The sequence below is a fragment of the Oceanisphaera sediminis genome (assembly GCF_039539745.1).
GTDB lineage: Bacteria > Pseudomonadota > Gammaproteobacteria > Enterobacterales > Aeromonadaceae > Oceanimonas > Oceanimonas sediminis.
On record NZ_BAABDS010000005.1, the window covers coordinates 94,249 to 118,723 of the forward strand.

Consider the following 24,475-nt stretch of genomic DNA (forward strand, 5'->3'; position numbering starts at 1 on the left):
TGAACGGTCTTGCTTAATGTAAGGTGGGACGCTTGGGCGCAGGCTGACCCTTGCCGAATTCTTCAAAAGCCAGCGTCGCCCCCAGCTTCAGATGCTCATACAGCACCACAAAGGCGGTTTCGCTTTCTTCGTCTTCCTGATCGAAGTCGCTGGCAACCTGAGTAATGCTGCTGATGTCCTGGATCATTTCCTGCAGTTCGGGCGAAGCCTTGTTCAGCTCCACCTGCACCACACCAAAGCCGGCCAGAAAGGCGGCGGCCCACTCCATCATCGCATCCAGTCGCTCATCCAGCGGCTCGTCGTCTTCCGGCATCAGCAGTTCAAAACGGCTCTGACTGACCAGCTCGTCATATACCCGGCTAAACAGCAGGTTAACCGCTTTTTTCACTTCGGCAGGCAAACCGAAGTCGTCGTTCAGCAGCGCATTGAAGTGTTCCTGCCAGCGAGGGTCGTTCTTGGCCATGCCGCCGCAGATCAAACCGCAGATAACGCCATGCACTTCGGCGGCGGTCACCACCATATTGTGGTGTTCAAGCAAGGTGGTGAAGGCGTCGTAGTTGAGACGGGCGTTGTCGTTCATCATGTACTCGATTGGCAAAAAGGTGGCATATATGGGGCAGATCCTAGCATTGTGACTTCGCTCAGGCCAGCAACCCCTTGAAACTTCTGGTGCGCCCCTATATAGTCGCCACAATTTTATGGCCTATTGCAATCAGCTATCTGAGGATCACATGACCACAGCGGCAATCGACATCGTTATTCTCGGGCGCCCTTATAAGGTGGCCTGTCCTGTTGGGCAGGAAGCGGCATTGCAACGGGCAGCCGACATGCTCAACGAACGTATACACACGTTCAAGCAGGGCGGCAAGGCGGGCTCGAATGAGCAGATCGCCATTATGCTGGCCCTGAATGTGTGCCATGAACTTGAGCTTGAAAAAGACAAGAACTACCAATATGCTGACGCCATGGATAAGCGCATCAAGATGCTTCAGCATACGATTGAAGATGCTCTGGCCAGCAAGGTAGGCTAGGTAGCACGCGTTTGGATTTAAGATAAAAGTTTAGCTTTCCCTGGGGTGTTCGTCAGTTGGGTGGCGTCCCTGAGCCGATAATCACAGCACAGGAAAGCCGTGTTATTTACTATTGAGCATGCTCGGCCCGACCGAGAAGCCTGCGGTAGATACCGGGTTTCCGCCTTGAACCAACGGGTTCAAGGACTAACACCTGCAACGGCACCCTGGGGATTCCCTCTTAGTTCTCTCTGGTTATCTGTTCGAGAGACACAAAAAAGACCGGCAACGCCGGTCTTTTTTTATGCGCGATAATCGCGTAGCGCTTACGCGTTACGAGCCCGGCCGCCCATGCCCAAGACGGCACAGCCGACACCCAGTACCACCAGTAACATCAAACTCCAGTCCGGCAGGTAGAAGGTGCCGTAAACCGACCAGCCCAGTTGCCCCAGCAGTTGTGACAACTGGGTGGGAGCCCCGGCAAGGTATCCCCCCAGAGTACCGCTGATGGCAAACAACGCCGAGCCAATCAGCCCCAGCACTATCAGTATCAGCCCCTGCCCGCCTTGCAGCGCCGCGTGTTGTGCCCGCCAGACCAGCAGGGTGATCACCGTCCACAGGCCGGTGGCCCACAGTGACATCAACAGGTGATTACGCGTCATGGGGCTATGCAGGTTGGCCGCTGCCGGCCACACCAGCCAGCCACTGACCAGCGCGGCAACGGCACCCAGCCAGGCCAGTACCAGCACCGCTGGCAAGCCCGACCGGCACGCCTGCGCCAGTGCGCCCTGCTGAAAGCGGCCCAGCAGCATCATCAATAGCGCCAGCGCCCAGAATGCCAGTGGAAAGTGAACCAGCATATGATGCATGCCCGTCATTGTGCGTCTCCTCGCTTGGTAGTGGAAGTAAAGTCACGGCGCAGCCCCAGCCACAGGCCAAGCATCAGCACCAGACCGGCGCCCAGTGTCAGCCACCATTGGCGGGTGATCTCGGCATTGAATTCCATTTCGACCCCGTATTGTGCCAGCTGCTGCTCGCTGTGCCGTGGCCTGACCGGCTCACCGGCGGCGATATTGGGCGCCCCGGCGTGCACCTGACTGGTCAACTGTGGCCAGCTGACCTGGCCTGGGTAAAACAGGGTAATGTCGGTCCATCCGTCATCGTTCCAGACCGGGCGATCGCCGTCGATATAACGGGCGACCAGATCCGCATCACGGCCCAGCCCCAGGGTGTAGGGGTGAGACACATAGTGCCAGCGACTGCCGGTCGCATCTCTGTGCACTGCAAAGGCGAGATCGTAACGCCCCTGATGCTGAAATGCCTTGTCGTCCAGCGGATGGCCGGTATCCAGCGCGCGCTGCAGGGTAACATCCCACCAGCCATCCTGCCAGCGTCCCTGACCCAACACGCTGATGTCGGCCCGGGAGCCCTGGCCGCTGCGCAGCAGACGACGTGGAATCACATCATCCTGCTGCCACTCATGAGTCGGGTCGAAGGGCCTGGCCATGTCTTCCGACAGGTAATAGATGCCATCAAAGTCGACGCTGTCTTGCTGCACCTGCCGCCAGGTCAGGGCATCCATGCCGGCCTTGTCGCGATCAAACATGAACAACGGCTGATTGCGCTCTGCATCCCAGTTGGTGCTGAAGGGGCCCTTGCCGGCATCGCTGATCCGGTGCCCGGCCACCAGCTGGTCGTCGGACATGTTCACCCCATTGGAGCGACCGGCCCGCCAGTGCCAGAGATCCAGAAAATAGCCACTGGCGCGCTGCGCATCGAGATCGGACTCTGACTTTACACTTCGCCAGTCGGCCATGTCGGTACGGGTGGCGGGCAAATGTTTCTGCACCTCGTTGGCGCCCATTTTCCCGCCGATATAAGGGTCGGCGGCCACCTCGGACTTGCTGGCCTGTTGAGTGAAAAACCGCATGTCTGCACCGACGGTGATGTAGCCCCCATAGCGACCAAACTCCGGTACCCGGCCATCGTCTACCAGCATGCTGACCCGATCTTCATAGGTGCCTTCGGGATCCGGGCCGGTACGCGACGCACCATAGCGAACCCAGTTGCCATCCTGATAGCGCAGCATGTCGTGATAAACATGGGGCTTGTCGGCCGGCCAGCGGTAACGAAAAAAGATTTGCTCGTCGTTATAGGCCGCCTGTACCTGCAGCGGCATGGTCAGGGTGGGCGGAATCCAGATATTGCGTTCCGGATCCGACTTCACCACGCCAGTACCCTGACTGAACCAGGCCACTGCCATCCCTGCAATAAAGCAGGTCACCACAGCGGGGGTTCTTGCTCTTGTCATCTTGCTCTCCCGTGCCTGCTCGAGGCGTTTTATTGTTATCGGCATTGCTATTGGCAATAGGACTCAAACTAGCACAGTTCTGTGACAGCGGGGTTGTTCTGGATCATGCCTCTCCCGCCATTGGCGCAAATACTGCTACAATCGCGGCTTACTTCGTTAATCACGTCTGGTACTCCCCGATGACAGAACAACCCAACAACCCGCTGCACGGTATTACCCTCAAGGATCTGCTGACCGAGCTGGTGGATCGTTACGGCTGGGAAGAGCTGGCCCGCCGGATCAATATCAACTGTTTCAAGAAGGATCCGAGCATCAAGTCCAGCCTTACCTTTCTGCGCCGTACCCCCTGGGCGCGCACCGAGGTGGAAGCACTCTATGTTCGGCTGAAGAACAGCCCCTGGCATCACTGAACCGCCGAGAAGAGTGAGGAGTGAGAGGAAAGACGTGAGGTGAACAAGAACGGCGAGGCCCGTTCACACCTTCGTAGCCCCCTTCCCCCTTACACTGCTCGCCTTACCGTGGAATTTAATAAGCAGGACGCTTTCATGACCGACAGACATCAAATACGACAGCAAATCCGCCAGGCCCGCCGAGCCCTGAGCGGCACCGAGCAGCAGGCGGCCTCCGAGGTGATCATTCGGCATGTGGCCGGCGCCGAGCATCTGGCCCAGGCCGGCAAGGTGGCGCTGTATCTGGCCAACGACGGCGAGCTGGATCCGCAGCCGCTGATTGACTGGTACTGGTCACAGGGTACTCAGGTGTATCTGCCGGTACTGCATCACTTCAGCCCCGGTCACCTGCTGTTTTTGCGCTATGACCCCGACACCCGGCTGATTGCCAACCGCTTCGGTATTCCCGAGCCCAAACTGGATATTCGTTTGTTGCTGCCCAAGCAGGAGCTGGACGTTATCTATACCCCGCTGGTCGCGTTTGATAGTCGGGGCAATCGCATCGGTATGGGCGGCGGTTTTTACGACCGCACCCTGGCCGCCTGGCGTCAGGGACTTGGGCCACGTCCGGTGGGCCTGGCCCATAATTGCCAGCAACTACCCGCTATTCCTACCGACAGCTGGGACATCCCCCTGCCGGAGCTGATCACTCCCGACCAGCACTGGCGCTGGTAAAAGCCACATGCAAGGCAGGTGTGCTTTGCTATAATGCCGCCACTTTTACAGCAGACCGCCGTAAGCACCATAGCCCCGAGCAAGAGAAAAAAGCCATGACACAAGATGAGATGAAAAAAGCCGCCGGTTGGGCGGCGCTGGATTACGTAACGCCGGGCACCATAGTGGGTGTGGGTACCGGCTCGACCGTTAATCACTTTATCGACGCCCTCGGCTCGGTCAAGGATCAGATCAAGGGTGCCGTATCCAGCTCCGAAGCCTCCACCGCCCGGCTGGAGCAGCTCGGCATTCGCATCTTCGACCTGAATGACGTCAGCGAGCTGGCCGTTTATGTGGATGGCGCCGATGAAATAGACGACAGCATGGCGATGATCAAGGGCGGCGGCGCGGCCCTGACCCGGGAAAAAATCGTCGCCGCCGTGGCCGACCGTTTCATCTGTATCGTCGACGGCACCAAGACCGTGGATGTGATGGGCCGCTTCCCGCTGCCGGTGGAAGTCATTCCCATGGCCCGTGAATATGTGGCCCGCGAGCTGACCAAACTCGGCGGCAAACCGGTCTACCGGGAAGGCGTGATCACCGACAACGGCAACCAGATTCTGGATGTGCACGGCCTGCAGATCACCGCGCCCAGAGAGCTGGAAAACCGCATCAATGCCATCGTCGGCGTGGTGACCAACGGCCTGTTCGCCGAACGCGGCGCCGATGTGCTGCTGATTGGCAGCCCGAGTGGTGTGGTCCGCAAAGGCGTTTAATCTTCTTGTGCGGCGTCCGCCCGGATGCCGCCGCTTAAACCAGTGCCGCCGCCTTGATCAGGGCATAGCAGGGGCTGCCCGGCATCAATTTCAGCTGTTCGACCGAATAGGCCGAAAGCCGGGCCGGTATGTGCAGCTCACCTGTGAGTGCCAACATCAGCAACACCTGCCCGGTCGAGGTTGGGGTCAGACTCACTACCCGCGCCGGTAACTGGTTCAGCACCGAAATATCGGGCACCGGCGCCAGCGCCACGCTGACGTCGCGAGCCAACACCCGCAGCCGAGCCCCCCCCGCCCCGGCAGGGTCATGCCCGGCCAGCCACAGCCGACCGGCGGCGCAGTCGAACGGCAGCCGACCATCGGCCAGCACCTCGCCGAGCCGGCCTTGCAGCACCCCCGCCGCATCTTCATCCCGAAACAAGGGACTCAAGGGTCGAGCCAGTGCCTGCTGCAGGCTGTCGTTATGGCTGATGCGCCCTCGCTCCATCAACAGCACCCGATCGGCCAGCCGTTCCACTTCTTCCGGCGCATGGGTGACATACACCACCGGCACCCCGGCCTGGGCCGAGAGGCGTTCCAGCAGGGGCAGAATGTCCCGCTTGGCACCGGTGTCGAGTGCCGACAACGGCTCGTCCAGCAGCAACAGTTGAGGGCTGGTCAGCAGCGCCCGGCCGATGGCGACTCGCTGGCGCTGACCGCCGGACAGCTCGGTCGCCCGTTGATGCAACAGCGGCGTCAGCCCCAGCCAGTCGATCAACTGCGCCTTGTCGGCTCGCCGCAGCGCCGCCGGCAACCGGCGCCAGCCATATTCCAGGTTGCCCAGTACCGACAGATGGGCAAACAGGCTCGCCTCCTGAAACACGTAGCCGAGCCGTCTTTTATGGGTCGGCACAAACAGCTGCTCACTTTGCCAGCATTGCTCGCCCAGCCGAAAATGCCCGGAGCAGCGCTCCAAACCCGCCATGGCCCGCAGCAGGGTGGTTTTGCCACAGCCGGAAGGGCCGAACAGGGCGGTGACGCCGGTGGCGGGCAGCTCGAACTCCACCTCCAGTCGAAAGTCGGGCCGCTGCAGGGTAAAGGCGGCATCGATGCTCATGGGTGCACCACCGCAAAGCGTCGGTTAAGCGCATACACCAGCAGCAATATGCTGAATGACAACACCAGCAGAATGGCCGACAGCAGATGCGCGTCGCCGTATTGCAGGGTTTCGACATGGTCATAGATGGCGATGGAGATCACCTGGGTCGCCCCCGGAATGTTGCCGCCAATCATCAGTACCACGCCAAATTCCCCCAGGGTATGGGCAAAGCCGAGCACCACCGCCGTCAAAAAACCATTGCGGGCCAGTGGCAGCACCACGGTAAAAAACCGGTCCAGCGGCGAAGCCCGCAAGGTAGCCGCTACCTCCAGCGGACGCCGGCCGATACTGGCGAAGGCGCCTTGCAACGGCTGCACCACGAACGGCAGCGAATAAAAGGCCGAGCCAATGACCAGACCGGTAAAACTGAACGCCAGGGTGCCACCGCCCAGCGCCTGAGAGGTGATGCCGAAGATGCCGTTCGGCCCCAGCGCCAGCAGCAGGTAAAACCCCAGTACCGTCGGCGGCAACACCAGTGGCAGTGCCACCACCGCCTCTACCAGCGTCTTGAGCCGACAGCGACTCTGGCTCAGCCACCATGCCAGCGGCATGCCGATCACCAGCAGCACCAGCACGGTGACCGCCGCCAATCGCACAGTCAGCAGCAGCGCCGACAGATCGTCCTGAGACAACAACATGCTTTTCCTTGATGTCGGTTAATGCGAGCCGGCGGCCACGCCATAGCCGTAGGATTCAATCACCCCGGCGGCGGCCGGCGAACGAAGATAGTCCAGCAACTGGCGAGCCGCGGCGCCGTCTTTCAGCAATACCGCCTGCTGCACTATGGGATCATAAAACGGCTCCGGCACCTGCCAGTAAGAGCCCTCGGCAAAGACACCGTTCTTGAATACCTGGGACTTGGCGACAAATCCCAGCTGGGCATTTTGGCTGAACACATACTGATAGGCTTGGCCAATGTTTTCACCGCGCACCATTTTGGGCCTAAGTACGGCCCAGACACCCTGCTTTTCCAGCACCTGCTGCGCGGCACGGCCATAAGGTGCGGTTCTGGGGTTGGCGATGGAAAGAAAACGAAAATCCTGCTTCTTCAGTACCCGCAAATCAGCGTCAATGTAATCTTCGGTCGGGCTCCACAGCACCAGCTTGCCCAACGCATAGGTAAAACGGCTGCCGGCAATGGCCATCCCTTCTTCATCCAGCAGGGTCGGCCGCCGTTTGTCGGCCGCCAGAAACACATCATAGGGAGCCCCGTTCTTGATTTGCGCATACAGCTTGCCGGTAGCACCGGAAGAAATTCGTACCTGATGCCCGCTTTGGGCGGCAAAGTCTTCGCCCAGTCGCTCCATCACTTCGATGAAGTTGGTGGCCACCGCCACTCGAATTTCATCGGCGGACAACGGCGCCGAACAGCCCAGGGCGGCAAGCAGCAGGAAGCACCTCTGTCGGTGTTGCATTTCACTCTTCTCCACTGGCTATATAAAAATAGAGACAATGATGGCACTCTATCGTTATATAAATAAAAACACAACGATACTGAAATGCCCGCGAAAACGGTGAATGTGGCCATAATGACCGCCATCGATATTGAGGAGCCATCATGGATCTGGAACTAATGCTGAGCCTGCATAGCCAGGAGCAGCTCTTCGTCAATCCCAAGCGAATTCGTTTGCTGGAGCAAATCCGTGCCCAGGGATCGATCAGTCAGGGCGCCAGGGCCGCCGGCATCAGCTATAAATCGGCCTGGGATGCGGTGAACGACATCAACCGGCTGGCCGACAGCCCGGTAGTCGAGCGTGAAACCGGTGGCAAGGGCGGTGGTGGCGCCGTACTGACGCCTTATGGCGAACGCTTGCTTAAAATATATGGCCTGCTGAATCAAATAGAACGCATGGCGGTCAACGCCCTGCAGGACGAGTCCACCTCGCTCGACAGCCTGCTGTCGGTAGTGGCCCGTTTTTCACTGCAGACCAGCGCCCGCAACCAGTTTTTTACGCGCGTGCTGACGCTGGAGCCGACGCATCTCAACCGCAAGATCTGTCTGCAGATGACTGGCGGCGCTCGAGTCTATGCGGATATTACCGAACGCAGCAGCCATCGGCTGGGGCTGGCCCCCGGCAAGGAAGTACTGGCGCTGGTCAAGGCACCCTGGGTGAGGCTGGTGCCGGAAAGAACCGCCATTACCGACAGTGATAACCGCCTGCCGGGGGTTATCACTGCCGTTGTGCCGGGGGAAGAATTCGATGAATACGAACTTCAGCTGGATCAGGGTGAGCCACTGTGCGCCCTGCTGTCAAAAACGGACAGCCACCGGCTGAAGCTGGCCGCCGGTGACCGGGTTCAGGCCTGTTTTGCGCCTTCACAGGTGATACTGGCCACCCTGGGGTAACACACTAAAAAATATTGTTCCCATTTTTATCGATATGCCAGCCCATTTCCTTCTGCGTCAACAACCCTCCGTCAGTATCACGTTCACATCGGCGCAGGACTGGCGCAGCTCCTTCCAGGGGCGATATTCCTCTGAGCTGTACCAGGCTCTGAACTGCTCAATACTCGGAAACTCGTGCACCACTATCAGGTTGGCGGGCCAGACGCCTTCCAGCACCTCCCCCCTGTTTCCCTTCACCAGAAACCGGCCACCATATTGCGTAATGGTCGGCGTATGGCCGGTAACGTATTGCTCGAATTTTTCCTGATCGTAAATTTTCACGATATTTACAATACAATAAGCCGTGGCCATTATATTTCCTCCTCTCGACACCGGCATAAAGAATAAAACACTACCCCAGCATGCGGCGGATCACGTAGTGCAGTATGCCGCCGTGCCGGTAATAGGTCAGCTCGTTACCGGTGTCGATGCGACAACGCACCTTGATTTGCTGCGCCTTGCCGTTCGCCCCTTCTATCTTTACCACCAGCTCCTTGCCGGGGCTCAGGTCATTCAAGCCCTTGATGCTGATCAGCTCGTCGCCTTTCAACCCCAGGCTGTCGACACTGTCACCGATAAACTCCAGCGGCACCACGCCCATGCCGATCAGGTTGGAGCGGTGAATACGCTCAAAAGACTCGGCAATCACGGCGCGCACCCCCAGCAAGCGGGTGCCCTTGGCAGCCCAGTCACGGCTGGATCCGGTGCCGTATTCCTTGCCGGCCACCACCACCAGCGGTACCCCTTCCTGTTCATAACGCATGGCGGCATCAAAGATCGACAGCTGCTCTCCGCTGGGGTAATGCCGGGTTTCTCCGCCCTCCACGTTTTCCAGCATGCGGTTGCGAATGCGGATATTGGCGAAGGTACCGCGCATCATCACCTCGTGATTACCGCGGCGAGAGCCGTAGGAGTTGAAGTCCTTGCGCTCCACCCCCAGAGATTGCAGATAATGACCCGCCGGGCTGTCGGCCTTGATATTACCGGCCGGAGAAATATGGTCGGTGGTGACCGAGTCGCCCAATACTGCCAGCAGCCGGGCCTCGACAATGTCTTCCACCGGCTCCGGCTCTTTGGCCATGGTCTGGAAAAACGGCGGGTGCTGAATGTAGCTGGAATCCGCCTGCCAGTTGAAGGTGCTGCTGCCTTTTACCTCGATGGCCTGCCAGCGTTCATCACCGTCAAACACCCGGGCGTACTCCTGGTGGAACATGTCGCTGTTGACCAGCGCCACCGCCTCGGCAACGGCCTGCTGCGACGGCCAAATATCCTTCAGGTAAACCGGCTTGCCGTCTTTATCGTTACCCAGGGGATCGCGAGTCAGATCGACGTTCATGTTGCCGGCCAGCGCATAGGCCACCACCAGCGGCGGTGACGCCAGCCAGTTGGTTTGCACCAAGGGATGAATACGCCCTTCAAAGTTGCGGTTGCCCGACAGGACCGAGCCGACGGTAATGTCATCCTGCCGAATCGCCTGCTCGATGGGCTCGGGCAAGGGGCCGGAGTTGCCGATGCAGGTGGTGCAACCGTAGCCCACCAGATAAAAGCCCAGTTGTTGCAGATAGGTCATCAGTCCCGCTTGCTCGAGGTAGTCGGTGACCACCTTGGAGCCGGGGGCCAGCGAACTTTTGACCCAGGGGGCACGGGTCAGCCCCCGCTCTGCCGCCGCCCTGGCCAGCAGCCCGGCGGCCATCAACACACTCGGGTTTGAGGTGTTGGTACAGGAGGTAATGGCGGCAATCACCACGGCACCGTCCTGCAGCCGGTGGGTGCTGCCATCGAGCGAGAACTCGGTGCCGGTCAGCGACTGTTCACAGCCGACCGCGGTCTGACCGCCCTCGCCTTCCAGCCGCTGTTGCTGGGCTTGCCCGACCCTGAGCTCCCGGCTCAGGTTGAAGGCCGCCGGTACCTTCGACAATTCGACCCGGTCCTGCGGCCGTTTGGGCCCGGCCAGACAGGCTTGCACCTCGCCCATATCCAGACTGAGGGTGTCGGTAAACACCGGCTCGTCACCGGGATGGCGCCACAGCCCCTGTGCCTTGCTATAGGCCTCGACCAGCTCTACCTGTTCCTCACTGCGATCGGTAAGGCGCAGATAGCGCAGGGTTTCTTCATCTACCGGGAAAAAACCGCAGGTAGCACCGTATTCCGGTGCCATGTTGGCAATGGTGGCGCGGTCGGCCAGCGGCAGACTCGCCAGGCCGTCACCGTAGAATTCCACGAATTTGCCGACCACTCCCTTATTGCGCAACATCTGCACCACCGTCAGCACCAGATCGGTGGCGGTAATGCCTTCGCGTAACTGGCCGCTGAGCTTGAAGCCCACCACCTCGGGGATCAGCATCGACACCGGCTGACCCAGCATGGCCGCCTCGGCCTCGATGCCACCCACGCCCCAGCCGAGAATACCGAGGGCGTTGATCATGGTGGTGTGGGAGTCGGTACCAACCAGCGTATCCGGACAAACGACGGTCGTGCCGTCCTGCTGCTGTTGCCAGACCGTCTGGCCCAGGTATTCCAGGTTGACCTGATGGCAGATGCCGGTGCCGGGCGGCACCACGCGGAAGTTATCGAAGGTGTGCTGGCCCCAGCGCAGAAAGGCATAACGCTCGCCGTTGCGGGCCATTTCCATGTCCACGTTGGTAGCAAATGCCTGTTCATCCGCAAAAGCATCCACCATCACCGAGTGGTCGATCACCAAATCCACCGCCGACAACGGATTTACCTGTTCGGCCTTGCCGCCGAGCCGCTGCACCGCATCGCGCATGGCGGCCAGATCCACTACCGCCGGCACCCCGGTAAAATCCTGCATCAGTACCCGTACCGGGCGAAAGGCAATTTCTCGACTGGAAGCCCCCTTTTGCAGCCAGTCGACCATGGCGGCTATATCATCCTCGGTGACGGTATCGCCATCCAGATTACGCAACAGGTTTTCGGTCAATACCTTGAGCGATTTGGGCAACCGGGCCAGTTCCTGACTGGCAGCCAGTTTTTGCAGGCTGTAATAATGAAAGGATTGCTGACCCAGGGTCAGGGTGTCGGTAAAAGACGCATTCGGACTGGAAGACATAATTCCTCCTCATCGGTGGGCAGTGGCCGGTGTAAAAAACCGACGCATACAGTACAACATTTAGACATAGTACAGGCAGCAAAGAAAGTACCTGCTCATAACACATGCAAAATAAGTGATTATTGGCGTAAAACAGGCCAACACTGCTAGTTTGTAAGTACAGATAAAAAATTTTTTAGTTCAGGCCCGGTTTTTCTTGTTGGCGCTTGCTCGCAAGATAGCGTAGATAGAGGCCTGAATTTTCTCCCCCGAATATCAACGGATAGAGCCGTCTCACACCATGAAAATTGCCATTCTTTCACGTAATGCATCCCTGTACTCCACCCGCCGCCTGCGCGAAGCCGCCGAGGCGCGCGGCCATGAGGTACGCATCATCGATGCCCTCAAATGCTACATGAACATCAACGATAACAAGCCCTCCATTCACTATCACGGCAAGGAGCTCGAGCACTTCGATGCGATTATTCCGCGTATCGGGGCCAGCGTAACCTTTTACGGTACCGCCGTGTTGCGTCAATTTGAAATGATGGACTGCTACACCCTTAACCATTCCGCCGCCATCAGCCGCTCCCGCGACAAGCTGCGTTCGCTGCAATTGCTGTCGGGTCAGGGCGTGGGCATGCCAATCACCGGCTTTGCCAACAAGCCCGACGATGTGCCCGACCTCATCAGCATGGTGGGTGGTGCCCCGCTGGTGATCAAGCTGCTGGAAGGCACCCAGGGCATTGGCGTAGTGCTGGCTGAAACCCGCAAAGCCGCCGAAAGCGTGTTGGAAGCCTTTATGGGACTCAAGGCCAATATCATGGTGCAGGAGTTTATCGAAGAGGCCGGCGGCGCCGATATTCGCTGCTTCGTGCTGGGTGACAAGGTCATCGCCGCCATGAAGCGTCAGGCCAAAGAAGGCGAGTTTCGCTCCAACCTGCACCGGGGCGGCGCCGCAAATCTGATCCGTATCAGCCCGGAAGAACGCAAGACCGCCATAGCCTCGGCCCGCGCCATGGGCCTGAGCGTGGCTGGCGTTGATCTGCTGCGTTCCAAACGCGGCCCCCTGGTGATGGAAGTCAACTCATCGCCGGGTCTGCAGGGTATCGAGGTGGCAACCGGTAAAGACGTGGCCGATCTGATGATTCAATATATAGAGCAGAACGCCCATAAAAAGGCAAAGACCAGAGAACGCGGCTGATGGTCGAGCCTTTTCACATCGCCGGGGAGCAGGTTGCCCCGGGCCAGCGCAAGATATTGCAGCTGGCACTGGCGCAGTTATATACCCAATCGCCGCTGACGGTGCCGCTGGAGGTGGTACACGGCAAGCAGCCGGGGCCGGTATTGCTGATCTGCGCCGCCATTCACGGCGACGAACTCAACGGCATCGAGATAGTCAATCAGGTCTTGAGCCGGGTGAATCCGGCGCGACTGAAAGGCACCCTGGTCGCGGTGCCGGTGGTCAATGTATTCGGTTTTATCCACAAGTCCCGCTATCTGCCGGACCGGCGCGATCTGAACCGCTGTTTTCCGGGGTCGGAAAAAGGCTCGCTCGGCTCGCGGGTCGCACATTTTTTCGTCGATGAAATCGTCAACAAATGCTCGCACATCATCGACCTGCACACCGGCGCCATTCATCGCTCCAATTTGCCCCAGATCCGTGCCCAATTAGACTGCGAAGTTACCCGCCAGATGTCCGAGAGCTTTGGTGCACCGGTGATCCTGGACTCCAGCATCCGCGATGGCTCGCTACGGGCGGTGGCTGAAAGCCGCGATATCCCGGTGATCCTGTATGAAGCCGGCGAGGCCCTGCGCTTCGATCCGGTGGCCATCAAGGCCGGTACCCGCGGCGTACTGAACGTGATGCGCACCCTCGGCATGCTGAAGCCCACGGTCAGCAAAGCCCGAATGAACCCGATGATCGCCAGGTCCAGCGCCTGGACCCGCGCCGAGCAAGACGGTTTGTTACATCTCAAGGCTCGACTGGGTGACCGGGTGAGCAAGGGAGAGTGCCTGGGTACCATTACTGCCCCACTGGGCGACGAGATTTGTGAAGTGGTGGCGCCAAAAGGAGGTATCGTGATTGGCTGCCTGACCATGCCGTTGGTCAATGAAGGAGACGCGGTTTACCATATCGCCACGTTTGACGAGGTAAAACAGGCCGAAATCAGCGTAGAACGCTTCGTGGACGAACTGGATATCCATCCGCAAACATTATAAAAAAAGGGGCCTCAGGCCCCTTTTTAATGGCTAATGCTTGTAATCAGTGCAGAATTCGCGCGCGAATGGTGCCGTCAATGGATTTCAGCTTTTCCAGCGCCTGCTCGCTTTGTGCCGTTTCCACTTCAATCACCACATAACCAATCTTGGGTGAAGTCTGCAGATACTGGGCGGCAATGTTGATATCGTCGGCGGCAAAGGCCTGCACTATCTGGCTCAGGATACCCGGCTTGTTGTGGTGAATATGCAACAGGCGGCTGGTATCCGGATGCTCGGGCAGAGACACCTCGGGGAAGTTGACCGCAGACAGGGTAGAGCCGTTATCGGAATACTTGATAAGCTTGCCGGCCACTTCGTATCCGATGTTTTCCTGGGCTTCCTGGGTAGAGCCACCGATGTGCGGCGTCAGGATCACGTTATCGAACTCACGCAAGGGTGACACGAACTCTTCGGCGTTGGACTTGGGCTCAACCGGGAACACATCGATGGCGGCTCCGGCAATGTGCTTGCTGGCCAGGGCGGCGGCAAGGGCATCGATATCCACCACGGTACCGCGAGAGGCATTGATCAGAATGGCGCCCGGTTTCATCATAGCCAGCTCTTCGGCACCCAGCATGTTCCTGGTCTGCGGGGTTTCGGGCACATGCAATGACACCACGTCGGAGATGTTCAGCAGCTCTTGCAGGCTGGCTACCTGAGTGGCGTTACCCAGAGACAGTTTGCTTTCGATATCATAATAAGACACCTGCATACCGATACCTTCGGCGATAATGCCAAGCTGAATACCGATATGGCCATAGCCGATAATGCCCAGACGCTTACCGCGGGCTTCAAAGGAATGATGGGCGGTTTTCTGCCATTCGCCGCGATGGGCCAGCGCATTACGCTCGGGAATACCACGCAGCAACAGCAACAGTTCACCCAATACCAGTTCGGCCACGCTGCGGGTGTTGGAGAAGGGGGCGTTGAATACCGGAATACCGCGAATTTCGGCGGCGCTCAGATTAACCTGATTGGTACCGATACAGAAACAGCCGATGGCGACCAGCTTGTCGGCCGCATCCAGTACCGCCTCTGTCAGTTGGGTGCGCGAGCGCAAACCGACGAAATGAACGTCTTTGATGCGCTCTTTCAGTTCATCTTCCGCCAGCGAGGTTTTCAGGTAGTCGATGTTGCTGTAACCCGCACTTTTGAAAGATTCAACTGTGCCCGGGTGTACCCCTTCCAGTAATAAAATTTTAATTTTTTCTTTATCTAAAGAATGGTTAGCCATTACCTGGTCCTTTATGACAACTGCGTTGGTATCACCATAAAGTACCAAAAACATCGGCTTTAGGGAATTTATGTAACCAAAGTCACGTTTTTTTAAGTTATAAATTTTTTTTTAATCTTCCCGCTGTAAATAATACCTCTCCCAGCAATGATCTGGTCACCTTTTAGATCTCGGTTCCAGAGGCAACACCGAGTGGTGTACCACTACAAACAGACCATGCCGGAGCATCAGGGAGGACAACGGGATCTGCTCAGCCGACCTTCTGTTTCAGGGATGAAACAGAGAGCGTACATGGAGGTATTCATAGCGAGTCGGCGGAGCGGGCCCGTTGTCCGACGTTTACACTGAAATGAAACAGCTCATTTGCTTAATAAGGCGATTCCATTCGCCTCCTCGTGCCGTTCAGTCCAGATTGAATACCACCTGTACCCGATCGGTAAACGGTATTTCATTCTGTACATAGCTGGCATCCAGCGCTTCTTTCGACGCCATGGTCGCCATGGCACCAAGATGTCGAGACGGGTTAATCGGCCCTTGCGGCTGGTATTCGATGGCGTACACCTCGCCCACACTGCGCCCGAACCCCTGCGCCAGTTCCTCTGCCAGAGATCTGGCGTTGGTTATCGCCGCCAGGCGTGCCTCGCGACGCAGTTCGTCTTCATTACGTCGGCCATAGCTGACCTGCTGAATGTTCTGGATACCCTGCTCCAGTATTTTGTTCAGGGTCTGACTCAGGAGATCCAGATCGTACAGGCGTACACTGATTTGTCGCTCGGCCAGATAACCATTAAGCGTGGGGCTGCCGCCATTTTTCGAATAGGTATAATCGGGACGGGTAATCACATTACCGCTATCGATGTCCTTTTTGCCAATGCCGAGGCGCGCCAGACTGCTGAACAACGCCGCCACCTTGGTGTCCACGTCTTCTTTCGCCAGTCGGCTTTCCGGCTTGAGTGCGGTCACCGCTACCGACAGGGTCGCCATATCGGGAGCTACCCGTATTTCAGACTGGCCCTGAGTCACCAGATGGGGATGCTCGGGAACGGCGATGGCAAAAGTGGTGGCGCTGAACAGCAGAGGCAGCAGCAACAGACTGCCCCGTGAAGAGATATGCATAATAAAGCCTCATGATAAGCACGCGACAAGGTTGCCTGATGGAGCCAACCCGTTTAATCATGATGACTATACACCGCCAGCCAGTTGATCACATCGTCGATAAGCTCACCGTCAAGGTGGCTTGTGTCAGCGGCAGTCGCAGCCAGAGCCGGCGCCAACGGCTCGCTTTCGTAGAGAATATCGTCCAGATTCAACACCACCAGCTCGTCGGTAGCCATCGTCTCGATCGGCTCCGGTAATACCAGAGCATTCGACGGCCCCGATGCGCGCTCTTCCATGCCTGATGAATTCACTGCCAGAGAGGCTCCCGCCTCGTCCAGAAGAATGATGTCACCGGGTATGTCCGCACCGGACAAGTACCACTGCTGCCCTTCGAAATCGATGGTAAATGCCGCCACCGACTCCCCTTCGCCATCAAAAAGCTCAACCTGCTCCAGTGCGTGGCCACCGAGTGACCAGGGTAACCCCACACCGTCATCCACCAGAATATCCTGCCCGTCCCAGCGATAACTGACGCCCTGCAATAGCACCGTGGTCACCTTGGCCATGTTCACCTCTTTGTCTGTCAATCGCAGGCGAATGCCTCACCCGGTGTCAGCTGTCGATCACCAGCGTCTGCTCTGTCAGCATGGCATTGACAAGCTCCGCACTGCTGGCGGCTCCGTACATGTCCAGCAAATCGACATTTTCCAAGCGTATATGCTGGCTGTCACCGCCATTGGGCGATACCTGCAGCAGGGTATCACCGTTGTCCAGACTAAAGCTCAGACAGTCGGACAGCTCGGAGGCATCAAGTTCGGACAGCAGCGCACTCAAATCCAGCGCTTCTCCCTCGGTATAGTCGGTGATGACATTGACCGAGTGCGGGTCGACTTCGGTGAAGATGAAGGTATCGACTCCGCTACCGCCGCTCAGAATGTTGTTACCCAGAAGACCATTCAGCTCGTCATGACCATCACCGCCTTCCAGCACATCGATATTGACGCCGCCCATCAGCGTGTCGTCTCCCTCCAGCCCCAAAATATGAAGCTTGTCGCCTACCTCGGCCTGAATGGCGTCGGCCAACGCCGAGCCAACCAGGTGTTGAGCTGCGCTGTCGATATCGATGCTGAACGGGTGAGTAATTTCCTCTCCGTGGCAATCCCGAGTGATGAATTCAAACTCCAGTGTCTGTTCAGCCAGAAAGGCATCGGGCCGCACCGGATCGAGATTATGCAGGTCAAACTGGTAGCTGCCGTCGATATTCATATCCAGAGTGAAAAACAGCGGGTCACCGGTATGCCCCGGTTCATCACCGATAAAGGCCGACAGCCGCTCCCCCAGGTAGTCGTCACCATCAAACCGGTCTTCTCTTGTCAGTACCACGCCGTCCGGGCCGTTTTTCAGAAACACGTTGATACCGGACTCGGTATCATTCATGTCAATCAGCAAGTCCGCCGCCGCCAGGGCGTGGCCCCAGAGTCCCGCAAAAGAGGCGGCAACATGCGGCAGGCTGATGTGATCAATCCAGTAACTGATGGGCGGACAATCCGGATGCGATCCACCGCCATTATCTCCGCCACCATCGGGCGGCGGAGTCTGTCCGTTATCCTCCACGGTAATGTTCAGCGTGGCGCTACTGGTATCGCCATCGCCGTCTGTCATGGTGTAGGTGAAAGATTCGGTGAGGCCACCCTCATCCACATCTGCCGGACCGCTGTAGGTGAAGTCACCGTTGGAGTGCATGGTGAGAATGCCGTCGTTGTCGGTGGGAATGTCCACCGAGCCATTTTCCGGTACCTCATAGGTATTTTCGCCGTAGGTCACGGACACCACCCGACCGAGGCCATCGGCCCCACCAGCATCCGTTCCCCCCATATCATTAGTCAGCACATTGCCCGTGACTTGCGTCGGGGCCGGCACCGTATCCTGCAAGGCGGCATCCAGCTCGGTGGCGTCATCGATCAACAGGGTTTCATCGCCGCTGTTACCAACTTTATCCAGTTCGGCTTCCGCGTTTGCCCCTTCCACGCCCACGCCCACGGCAATGACATCGATATCATTGCCATCGGCAAAACCCTGCCAGCCATCGGGTGTATCCCCTCTGTTGGGCTCGCCATCGGAAATAAAATACACCTTGTGTATCTCGCCCGGCTTATCGTCCAATTGATCGGTCAGGGTAACCTCGGCTTCATTCAAGGGTGCCGCATAGTTGGTAAAACCGCCTGCCGTCAGGGTGTTGATATAGGTGATGGCCTCCGCAGGTGTCATATCAACCTGCTGACCTTTAACTCCGTTGCCAAAATCGATCACGCTGATCCGCAGCTCGGACGCAATACCCTCATAGCTGTTGATCAGGTTAATCAATGCCGCCTTGGCCAGCGCAAGCTTGTCACCCTGCATGCTGCCCGAGGTGTCGCTCACCAGCATCAGGTTGTAACAGGGCAGCCCGCTCTCGGTAACGCTGTAGTCGTCATCCTGGGCAACGGGGCCATCATCGCGTACATCTATGGTCAGGCCGGCAGTTGCCTGATCGCCGTCATCATCGGTAGCCCGCACCTCGAAGTTTTCCTGGAGCACATCCTCGGCGCCGATGTTCATGTCGTCGGGATGATCTGCCGCCCCGTTCAGCGTATAGGTCCACTGATAGACACCATCGACCAGGATGACGTCCAGAGTGCCGTACTGACCGACAATCTGCCCGCCCCCGGTGACATCAACCCAATCACCGTTGGCCAGCCTGATCTCCAGTGTGGCCAGCACGTCTCCACCGGTATCAATATCGAAATGACCGGAGGCGCTTTCATTGTTACTGTCCGGGTTGGTGCCATTAGGCAAGGCGCTTTCTTCAACATAGGCCAATGTAGCGCCGCCACCCGAGCCGCCGCCATCACCACCCCCTCCATCACTCGGCGGGGTGGGAGGAGGATCGATCACCACGGTAATAATAGGTATGGAATTCTCATCCGCTGCTATATCACGCTCGGGCAGCACCCGTAACTGCGACGCAAATGCTTCGGGCGCAAAACGCGTATCAAAGCCCGCCTGGGAGATAACCGCATCGCCCACTCTGTCCACCACCACGAAGCCGGCATTACCGCTGCTGCCATCGCCTGTTGCGGCAACCGGAGCTTCATTACCGGCGGCGGTGGCACTGAACAATTCGGTAGGATCCAGGCCGGCCAGAATGGCAGCCTGAATAGCGTCGGCATCGACTAGCGCCGTTTCGTCGACAGGGGGCTGGGGAGGTGACTCGGCCGTCGGCGCCTCGCCATAAACAATATTGGTATTGGCATCGGTCAGCAGCAGGGTGCCGGGTAACAGCACCTGCCCAACAGTCACCGGCTCTACGGTGCCATCCTGGCCGATAATAAAAGCCTGCCCTTGCAGGCTGACGATTTTAACCGCACTGTCGATTCGAGTGGTTTCCATGCTTTTTGTCCCTGTTCGCCTTGTATTACTTTAAGGCTAGGGCCGGAAACCACTTAGTTCCTGCTCAATATATAGACAGCTGACCGTAGGCCAGCTGCCTTTTATATCGAAAAAATAGAACGATTAATCGAGTCGTTTAGGCGGACTGATAAATCCCTGATAGGCATCGACATACAAGGTTTTAAGCACTTCGACCTGCTGGTCGGTCTCCACTCGCGTGGCAATCGTCAGCGCTCCCATGTTATGTGCCGCGCGGCATACCGCCGCCAAAAAAGCATCGTCGTAGTCTGATTGTGCCACCTGACTGCTGTAGCCGTAATCCAGTTTGACATAGTGGGGTCTGAGATCGCCAAGTTGTGTCAATAAATCGAAATGTCGCCCGAAATGATCGATACCCCAGGCCACCTTGAGTGACGATAACGGCTCCATCAAGGCGCTCTTGCTCGAGGCAAACGCGCTCTCCGGCAACTCCAGAAACAGTCGGGAGCACACACCGGCATGCCGGTCGAGTAACAGCTTGAGCTCATGCCAGAAGCTCACCTGACGACAACTGTACTGCGTCAGGTTAACGGCCAGCCGCAGCGCGGGCCTTTGTGCCAGCAGGGTTAATGCACGGCCCACTATATGTAGATCCAGACGCTCACCAAGCTTGAACTGCTCTACCGCCGGCAAGAAATTACCGGCACCGTGCAGGACATCGTCCTTACGGATGGCAATATACAGCTCTTCATGCTGCAGCTGACCATCAAAGCCGAGTACCGCCTGACTGCTGAGTTCAAAATAGTCTTCTGCCAGTGCCTCTTCTACCAGTTGTTTCCAGACCTGCCGGCCCATCTTGTGCTCTTCCTGGTAGAATTCTATTACCACGGCACCGGCTGCATTCATCCGCGCCTTGTTCAGCGCGTTATCGGCGCGGGTCAGCAGCTGGCTGGTATCATCACCGGACTGTACCACCACGATTCCCACCACCGAGATGTTCAGGCTATTGACCGGATCGATCACCAGCTCGGCAATCAAACGGTTGATCTCGCTGCCCAGCAACGACAACCGTTCTGCATCGGACTCGGGCACCAGCATGGCAAACTCGTAAGCGGAAATACGCGCCAAGGCATATTCATCGAAACGGCGGCAAAGTTGGCGTAAATTGCCGGCAATGGCTTTAACCATCTGCTCTCGGGCGGCAAAACCTTCATCCTGATAAAGCTGTTCCAGCATATCCACCGAAATCAGTATGGCCGCACCGCCGGTGCCATCGCTGATCCAGGACTGGCTCTGAGACACAAAATAGGCTCTGTTGCCCAGCCCCGACGCTTCATCCAGAAAGGCTTTATTGCGCAGTCGCTCCGCTTCGTCTGCCTGTTCCCTGAACTGGACTTCAAGCTTGCCGGCCATGTTATTGATGGCCGAGACCACTTCTTTGAGCTCTCGGGTATTCGGCAGCGGAATGGCCTTGCCGAAGTGATGTAATTCTATTTCGCGGGCCTGAACTTCAATATCGTGTAACGGCTTGAGCAGATAACGCAATGCCAGTATCAGCAAGCCCCACACCAACACAAAACAGACCACAAACCAGGTCGCCAATTGGCTCATGCCCTGCCAGAGTTGGTAATAAGCTTGGCCCGGATGCCCTTCAACGTATAACTGGCCCAACTGCAACCAGCCGGAAGTCAGCACGGCTTCATGCCGAGCGCCTTCAAAGAGCCCAAGATTAACAAACCAGTCCGGCACCCCCTGAGGTGATGCCTGGTGCTCGCGGGTAATCTGCTGACCCGCAGCCAGTAAATTGAGTTGTACCTTGCGATAAAAACCACCATCGAATACCGCATTGATCACCGACTCGGCGCCCAGGGTATCGCTGGTTTCAAGATAAGGGGTTAGCGCCAATCCCAACGAAGTGACGGTATTGATCACCGTGGTTTGTTGTTGTTGTGCCAGGTAGCTTCTGGTTGAACTGAACTGTACCGAGTACGCCGTAATAAACAGCATGGCAAAGAGCAGCAGCATGGTCACCAGAAGTTGCCGGTATAATGTCATAGTTAGCCATCCAAATTCATACTGGGCCGTTGTAGTCGTTTAACGTCGACCCGGCCACGTAAATCATTCCAAAGAGACAGGCGTGATGCCCGGCCGGCCAGCTCGCCCCGACCTTGTTCCCGCATCAGCCATAGATGTTGACCATTAAAACTGTAAATAGGCGCCAGATCGTTGCGCTCCGTCGCCGGCCGTATGGTGCCTTCAAGATTATCCAGGATCAAAGGCACCGCCGATGGCGTCGGATAATAGGCAACCACCATATGAAACTGATTCAGTTTCAGCGCCTTGACGTACACCAACCGCAACCTGTCATCGTCGATACCCAGCTCCCGCAACGAGAAATACTTGGCCACGCTGAAGTCTTCGCAATCGCCGCCGCCGGCGCCCAGAAACTCCAGTGGCGTCGCCCAGTAATCTTCTTTATTCCATAACTTGATGTCGTCGATAAAACGCAGGCGATTAAAGAAAATATTGACCCGAGACAGGGTTTCTCTGTCACTCCAGTCGGTGGCCTGTCCTTCGCGAACCAGTTGTCGCCAACCACGCAGGCGACTCGCGGCCTTGTCACCATAAAACCGGTAAACCGCCTCGACCATTTTTTTATCTTCATCCAATAACGACTGGGCTGGCGCGCCAAGCACTATGCTCAGCACCGCCAGCCCACAAAGCCGGTGGAAAAATCGGCCCATTATTTATCGGAATGTTCAACGCTATAGACGTTCCAGCGCATTCTGACCCCCTCCTTCATACTGGCCAGCGCCCCCACCACCCGCCGATTGGCGGCGGCAGACTGCTCATCGTCGCCCATCAGCAAGGGGTTGCTCTCGCCATAACCGATGATCTCGAGACGATTCCCCTCAATACCGGCCTTCATCAGCGCACGCCGCGCCGCCTCGGCCCGGCGCTTGGACAGGGCCAGGTTATATTCGTCGCTGCCTACCTTGCTCGCATGCCCTTCCAGCAGCAGTTTGAGCTCGGTATTTTGCTCCATGAAAGTCGCCATCTGGTTAATTTCATTTCGGTATTTTTGCGTGATTTTCGAACTGTCGTGGGCAAACAGAATAATAATATCCTGCTGCAGCGCTTTATAGGCACTGCCGCCACAACCGCCGTTATCCACCTCCGAATTGGTGACCGAATCCAGACAATTATCCCGGGCGGCAATCACACCATCCCGATCGATATCGGTCAGATCATAAGCCGGTACCGTTTCCTGCTCCGGCGCCGTCGTCAGGCTGGTACAGGCCATCAACGGAAACATCAGGGCCAACAAAATCCATGTTTTCATCATGTTTCTCCTTCTTTTTTATCTTGTTAGTTTTTGGCCTGCCACTGTTCCGGCTGGGTGAATCGCAGCGCATCAAGCAGCTGCCCGGAGGCATTCATGATGCGATATTCCGCCAGTAACTGATCGTACTCGGTATTGATGTAGGAACGACGCGCCTCGAACAACTCGTTTTCGGTGTTCAGCACATCCAGCAGGGTTCGGCTACCCAGTGAAAACTGCTTTTTGTAGGCGTCGACGGTATCGAAACTGGCTTCCACATGCTTGCGCAAAAAGTTTTTTTGTCGGCCAAGTGATTCATATGCCGCCCAGGCCAAACGCATACCTTCTTCTACCTGACGGTGTGCATTCATGTGAATATCCTTGGCCTGCATTTCCAGTGCCGAGGTCGAGCGACTGCGCGCCACATCGGCACCGCCGTTAAACAGGTTGTAACGCATGCGTACCATGGCGGTGAAGTCGTTATTATGTCCACGAACACCATCGATATCGTCATTCCAACCACTGTCCAGTTCCAGATTTACCTTGGGATAAAAGCCGGATTTGGCGTCTTCATGCTGATAACGTGCCGCCTCCACATCAAACGAGGCGGATGCCAGCGTCGGGTGCTTTTCCTGGGCAATCACCAGCGCTTCATCCAGCGTGGGCGGAATGAAATTGGCATCAGCTTTAGGCTGACGCAAATCGCCCGGCATATCGTTTACCAACGAGATAAACTGGCTTTGCGCATCGCGCAGGTTGTTTTCGGCGGCCGTCATATTGGAATAGGCCCGCGCTACCCGCCCCTGAATCTGGGTAAAGTCGGCGGTAGAGCCCACACCGGAGTCGGTACGGCGTTGAATATCGGACATTATCTGTTCGTGCGTTTCCAGATTTCGGCGCGACAATTCGACAACTTCATCCTGACGCAATACATCCAGATATACCTCGGCTACTCGCAAGGCGATATTCTCGGCATCCGAGAGCAGGGTATAACGCTGCGCGTCCGCTTCGGCCTGGGTTCGATGCACATTACTGGAGGTCTTGAAACCATCAAACAGCAACTGACGCAATGAAAGTCCGGCCTCTTTGCGCGTCAGTGTCTTATCGGCTCTGTCATCGCCGTCGCGCGTGCCGGGGCTGTCGGTATACTCGTAACCAATACCGGCATTGGCATCCAGGGTCGGCAAATAGCCGGCAAATGCCTCATCCTGCTCGTATTGTCGAGACTGGTAGAGGTGAAAGGCTTCTTTCACCTTGGGGTGGGTTATCAGCGTCTGGGTGACCGCCTCTTCCAACGTCTGGGCTTGTACCGGCAATACCAAAGCGGCACCGACCAGCACTGCAATCGTCGTTTTTTTCATTTTTAGTTCTCCCTTCC

The 24,475-nt window shown here is 57.3% G+C and carries 23 protein-coding genes and 1 other RNA gene; 8 read left to right on the top strand and 16 right to left on the bottom strand.

Annotated features, from left to right (window positions below; translation table 11 throughout):
* Positions 1 to 13: 13 nt before the first annotated feature.
* Positions 14 to 580 carry a UPF0149 family protein gene (locus ABD827_RS02330; RefSeq protein ID WP_344962028.1) on the bottom strand — a complete coding sequence of 189 codons (567 nt, stop codon included), beginning with the start codon at positions 578 to 580 and terminating at the stop codon, positions 14 to 16.
* Between the two features lie 151 nt (positions 581 to 731).
* On the opposite strand from ABD827_RS02330, the gene zapA reads away from it, so the two are divergent.
* Together zapA and ssrS are read left to right on the top strand one after the other, a co-directional pair.
* Complete coding sequence (zapA, locus tag ABD827_RS02335; protein WP_344961980.1) at positions 732 to 1,031, top strand: cell division protein ZapA; 300 nt, start codon at positions 732 to 734, stop codon at positions 1,029 to 1,031.
* A gap of 34 nt (positions 1,032 to 1,065) precedes the next feature.
* A non-coding RNA gene (ssrS, locus tag ABD827_RS02340) (6S RNA) lies at positions 1,066 to 1,248 on the top strand.
* An 88-nt stretch (positions 1,249 to 1,336) separates the two neighbouring features.
* On the opposite strand, the gene ABD827_RS02345 is transcribed toward ssrS, so the two are convergent.
* Positions 1,337 to 1,888, bottom strand: a complete 552-nt coding sequence (locus ABD827_RS02345; RefSeq protein ID WP_344961982.1) for a hypothetical protein — start codon at positions 1,886 to 1,888, stop codon at positions 1,337 to 1,339.
* A complete protein-coding gene (locus tag ABD827_RS02350; RefSeq protein WP_344961984.1) occupies positions 1,885 to 3,321 on the bottom strand; it encodes an ethylbenzene dehydrogenase-related protein in 1,437 nt (478 codons plus the stop codon). The genes ABD827_RS02345 and ABD827_RS02350 overlap by 4 nt, the downstream gene beginning before the upstream one ends.
* Before the next feature lie 179 nt (positions 3,322 to 3,500).
* Here ABD827_RS02350 and ABD827_RS02355 point away from each other — a divergent pair, with 179 nt between their 5' ends.
* From ABD827_RS02355 to rpiA, 3 genes are all read left to right on the top strand, one after another.
* A complete protein-coding gene (locus ABD827_RS02355; RefSeq protein ID WP_344961986.1) occupies positions 3,501 to 3,731 on the top strand; it encodes a VF530 family protein in 231 nt (76 codons plus the stop codon).
* Positions 3,732 to 3,866: 135 nt separating this feature from the next.
* Positions 3,867 to 4,445, top strand: coding sequence for a 5-formyltetrahydrofolate cyclo-ligase (locus ABD827_RS02360; protein ID WP_344961988.1), 579 nt, complete (start codon positions 3,867 to 3,869; stop codon positions 4,443 to 4,445).
* Positions 4,446 to 4,540: 95 nt separating this feature from the next.
* Positions 4,541 to 5,200, top strand: a complete 660-nt coding sequence (rpiA, locus tag ABD827_RS02365; RefSeq protein WP_344961990.1) for a ribose-5-phosphate isomerase RpiA — start codon at positions 4,541 to 4,543, stop codon at positions 5,198 to 5,200.
* A 34-nt stretch (positions 5,201 to 5,234) separates the two neighbouring features.
* Here the strand turns inward: rpiA and modC are convergent, their stop codons facing one another.
* The 3 genes from modC to modA are packed head-to-tail and all read right to left on the bottom strand — an operon-like array spanning position 5,235 to position 7,753.
* On the bottom strand, positions 5,235 to 6,296 hold the full coding sequence (gene modC, locus ABD827_RS02370; RefSeq protein ID WP_344961992.1) for a molybdenum ABC transporter ATP-binding protein: 1,062 nt from the start codon (positions 6,294 to 6,296) through the stop codon (positions 5,235 to 5,237).
* Positions 6,293 to 6,970 (bottom strand): molybdate ABC transporter permease subunit, encoded by a 678-nt coding sequence (gene modB, locus ABD827_RS02375; RefSeq protein ID WP_344962031.1) that lies wholly within the window; start codon positions 6,968 to 6,970, stop codon positions 6,293 to 6,295. The genes modC and modB overlap by 4 nt, the downstream gene beginning before the upstream one ends.
* Before the next feature lie 24 nt (positions 6,971 to 6,994).
* Positions 6,995 to 7,753: a molybdate ABC transporter substrate-binding protein gene (gene modA / locus ABD827_RS02380; protein WP_344961994.1), complete on the bottom strand. Its 759-nt coding sequence runs from the start codon at positions 7,751 to 7,753 to the stop codon at positions 6,995 to 6,997.
* A gap of 143 nt (positions 7,754 to 7,896) precedes the next feature.
* Here modA and ABD827_RS02385 point away from each other — a divergent pair, with 143 nt between their 5' ends.
* A complete protein-coding gene (locus tag ABD827_RS02385; protein ID WP_344961996.1) occupies positions 7,897 to 8,685 on the top strand; it encodes a TOBE domain-containing protein in 789 nt (262 codons plus the stop codon).
* Between the two features lie 57 nt (positions 8,686 to 8,742).
* Here the strand turns inward: ABD827_RS02385 and ABD827_RS02390 are convergent, their stop codons facing one another.
* Together ABD827_RS02390 and acnA are read right to left on the bottom strand one after the other, a co-directional pair.
* A complete protein-coding gene (locus ABD827_RS02390; RefSeq protein WP_344962000.1) occupies positions 8,743 to 9,036 on the bottom strand; it encodes a DUF1330 domain-containing protein in 294 nt (97 codons plus the stop codon).
* A gap of 40 nt (positions 9,037 to 9,076) precedes the next feature.
* Entirely contained in the window at positions 9,077 to 11,794 is a 2,718-nt protein-coding gene (acnA, locus tag ABD827_RS02395; protein ID WP_344962002.1) for an aconitate hydratase AcnA, read from the bottom strand.
* 280 nt (positions 11,795 to 12,074) lie between these two features.
* Here acnA and rimK point away from each other — a divergent pair, with 280 nt between their 5' ends.
* Both rimK and ABD827_RS02405 read left to right on the top strand, forming a co-directional pair.
* The gene (gene rimK, locus ABD827_RS02400) at positions 12,075 to 12,977 is read left to right on the top strand and encodes a 30S ribosomal protein S6--L-glutamate ligase (protein WP_344962004.1); all 903 of its coding nucleotides are present in this window, start codon (positions 12,075 to 12,077) and stop codon (positions 12,975 to 12,977) included.
* Entirely contained in the window at positions 12,977 to 13,996 is a 1,020-nt protein-coding gene (locus ABD827_RS02405; RefSeq protein ID WP_298717312.1) for a succinylglutamate desuccinylase/aspartoacylase family protein, read from the top strand. The genes rimK and ABD827_RS02405 overlap by 1 nt, the downstream gene beginning before the upstream one ends.
* 43 nt (positions 13,997 to 14,039) lie before the next feature.
* On the opposite strand, the gene serA is transcribed toward ABD827_RS02405, so the two are convergent.
* The 8 genes from serA to ABD827_RS02445 all read right to left on the bottom strand — a co-directional run bounded on the left by serA (position 14,040) and on the right by ABD827_RS02445 (position 24,458).
* Positions 14,040 to 15,269: a phosphoglycerate dehydrogenase gene (gene serA, locus ABD827_RS02410; RefSeq protein WP_344962007.1), complete on the bottom strand. Its 1,230-nt coding sequence runs from the start codon at positions 15,267 to 15,269 to the stop codon at positions 14,040 to 14,042.
* 402 nt (positions 15,270 to 15,671) lie between these two features.
* On the bottom strand, positions 15,672 to 16,385 hold the full coding sequence (locus ABD827_RS02415) for an SIMPL domain-containing protein (protein WP_344962009.1): 714 nt from the start codon (positions 16,383 to 16,385) through the stop codon (positions 15,672 to 15,674).
* Between the two features lie 53 nt (positions 16,386 to 16,438).
* Positions 16,439 to 16,933 (bottom strand): hypothetical protein, encoded by a 495-nt coding sequence (locus ABD827_RS02420; protein WP_344962011.1) that lies wholly within the window; start codon positions 16,931 to 16,933, stop codon positions 16,439 to 16,441.
* A gap of 46 nt (positions 16,934 to 16,979) precedes the next feature.
* Positions 16,980 to 19,796, bottom strand: a complete 2,817-nt coding sequence (locus ABD827_RS02425; protein WP_344962013.1) for a retention module-containing protein — start codon at positions 19,794 to 19,796, stop codon at positions 16,980 to 16,982.
* A 123-nt stretch (positions 19,797 to 19,919) separates the two neighbouring features.
* The gene (locus ABD827_RS02430; RefSeq protein WP_344962015.1) at positions 19,920 to 21,830 is read right to left on the bottom strand and encodes a bifunctional diguanylate cyclase/phosphodiesterase; all 1,911 of its coding nucleotides are present in this window, start codon (positions 21,828 to 21,830) and stop codon (positions 19,920 to 19,922) included.
* A 2-nt stretch (positions 21,831 to 21,832) separates the two neighbouring features.
* Positions 21,833 to 22,519 carry a transglutaminase-like cysteine peptidase gene (locus ABD827_RS02435; protein WP_298717290.1) on the bottom strand — a complete coding sequence of 229 codons (687 nt, stop codon included), beginning with the start codon at positions 22,517 to 22,519 and terminating at the stop codon, positions 21,833 to 21,835.
* The gene (locus ABD827_RS02440; protein WP_344962017.1) at positions 22,519 to 23,121 is read right to left on the bottom strand and encodes an OmpA family protein; all 603 of its coding nucleotides are present in this window, start codon (positions 23,119 to 23,121) and stop codon (positions 22,519 to 22,521) included. The genes ABD827_RS02435 and ABD827_RS02440 overlap by 1 nt, the downstream gene beginning before the upstream one ends.
* Positions 23,122 to 23,144: 23 nt before the next feature.
* A complete protein-coding gene (locus ABD827_RS02445) occupies positions 23,145 to 24,458 on the bottom strand; it encodes a TolC family outer membrane protein (RefSeq protein WP_344962019.1) in 1,314 nt (437 codons plus the stop codon).
* Between the last annotated feature and the right edge of the window lie 17 nt (positions 24,459 to 24,475).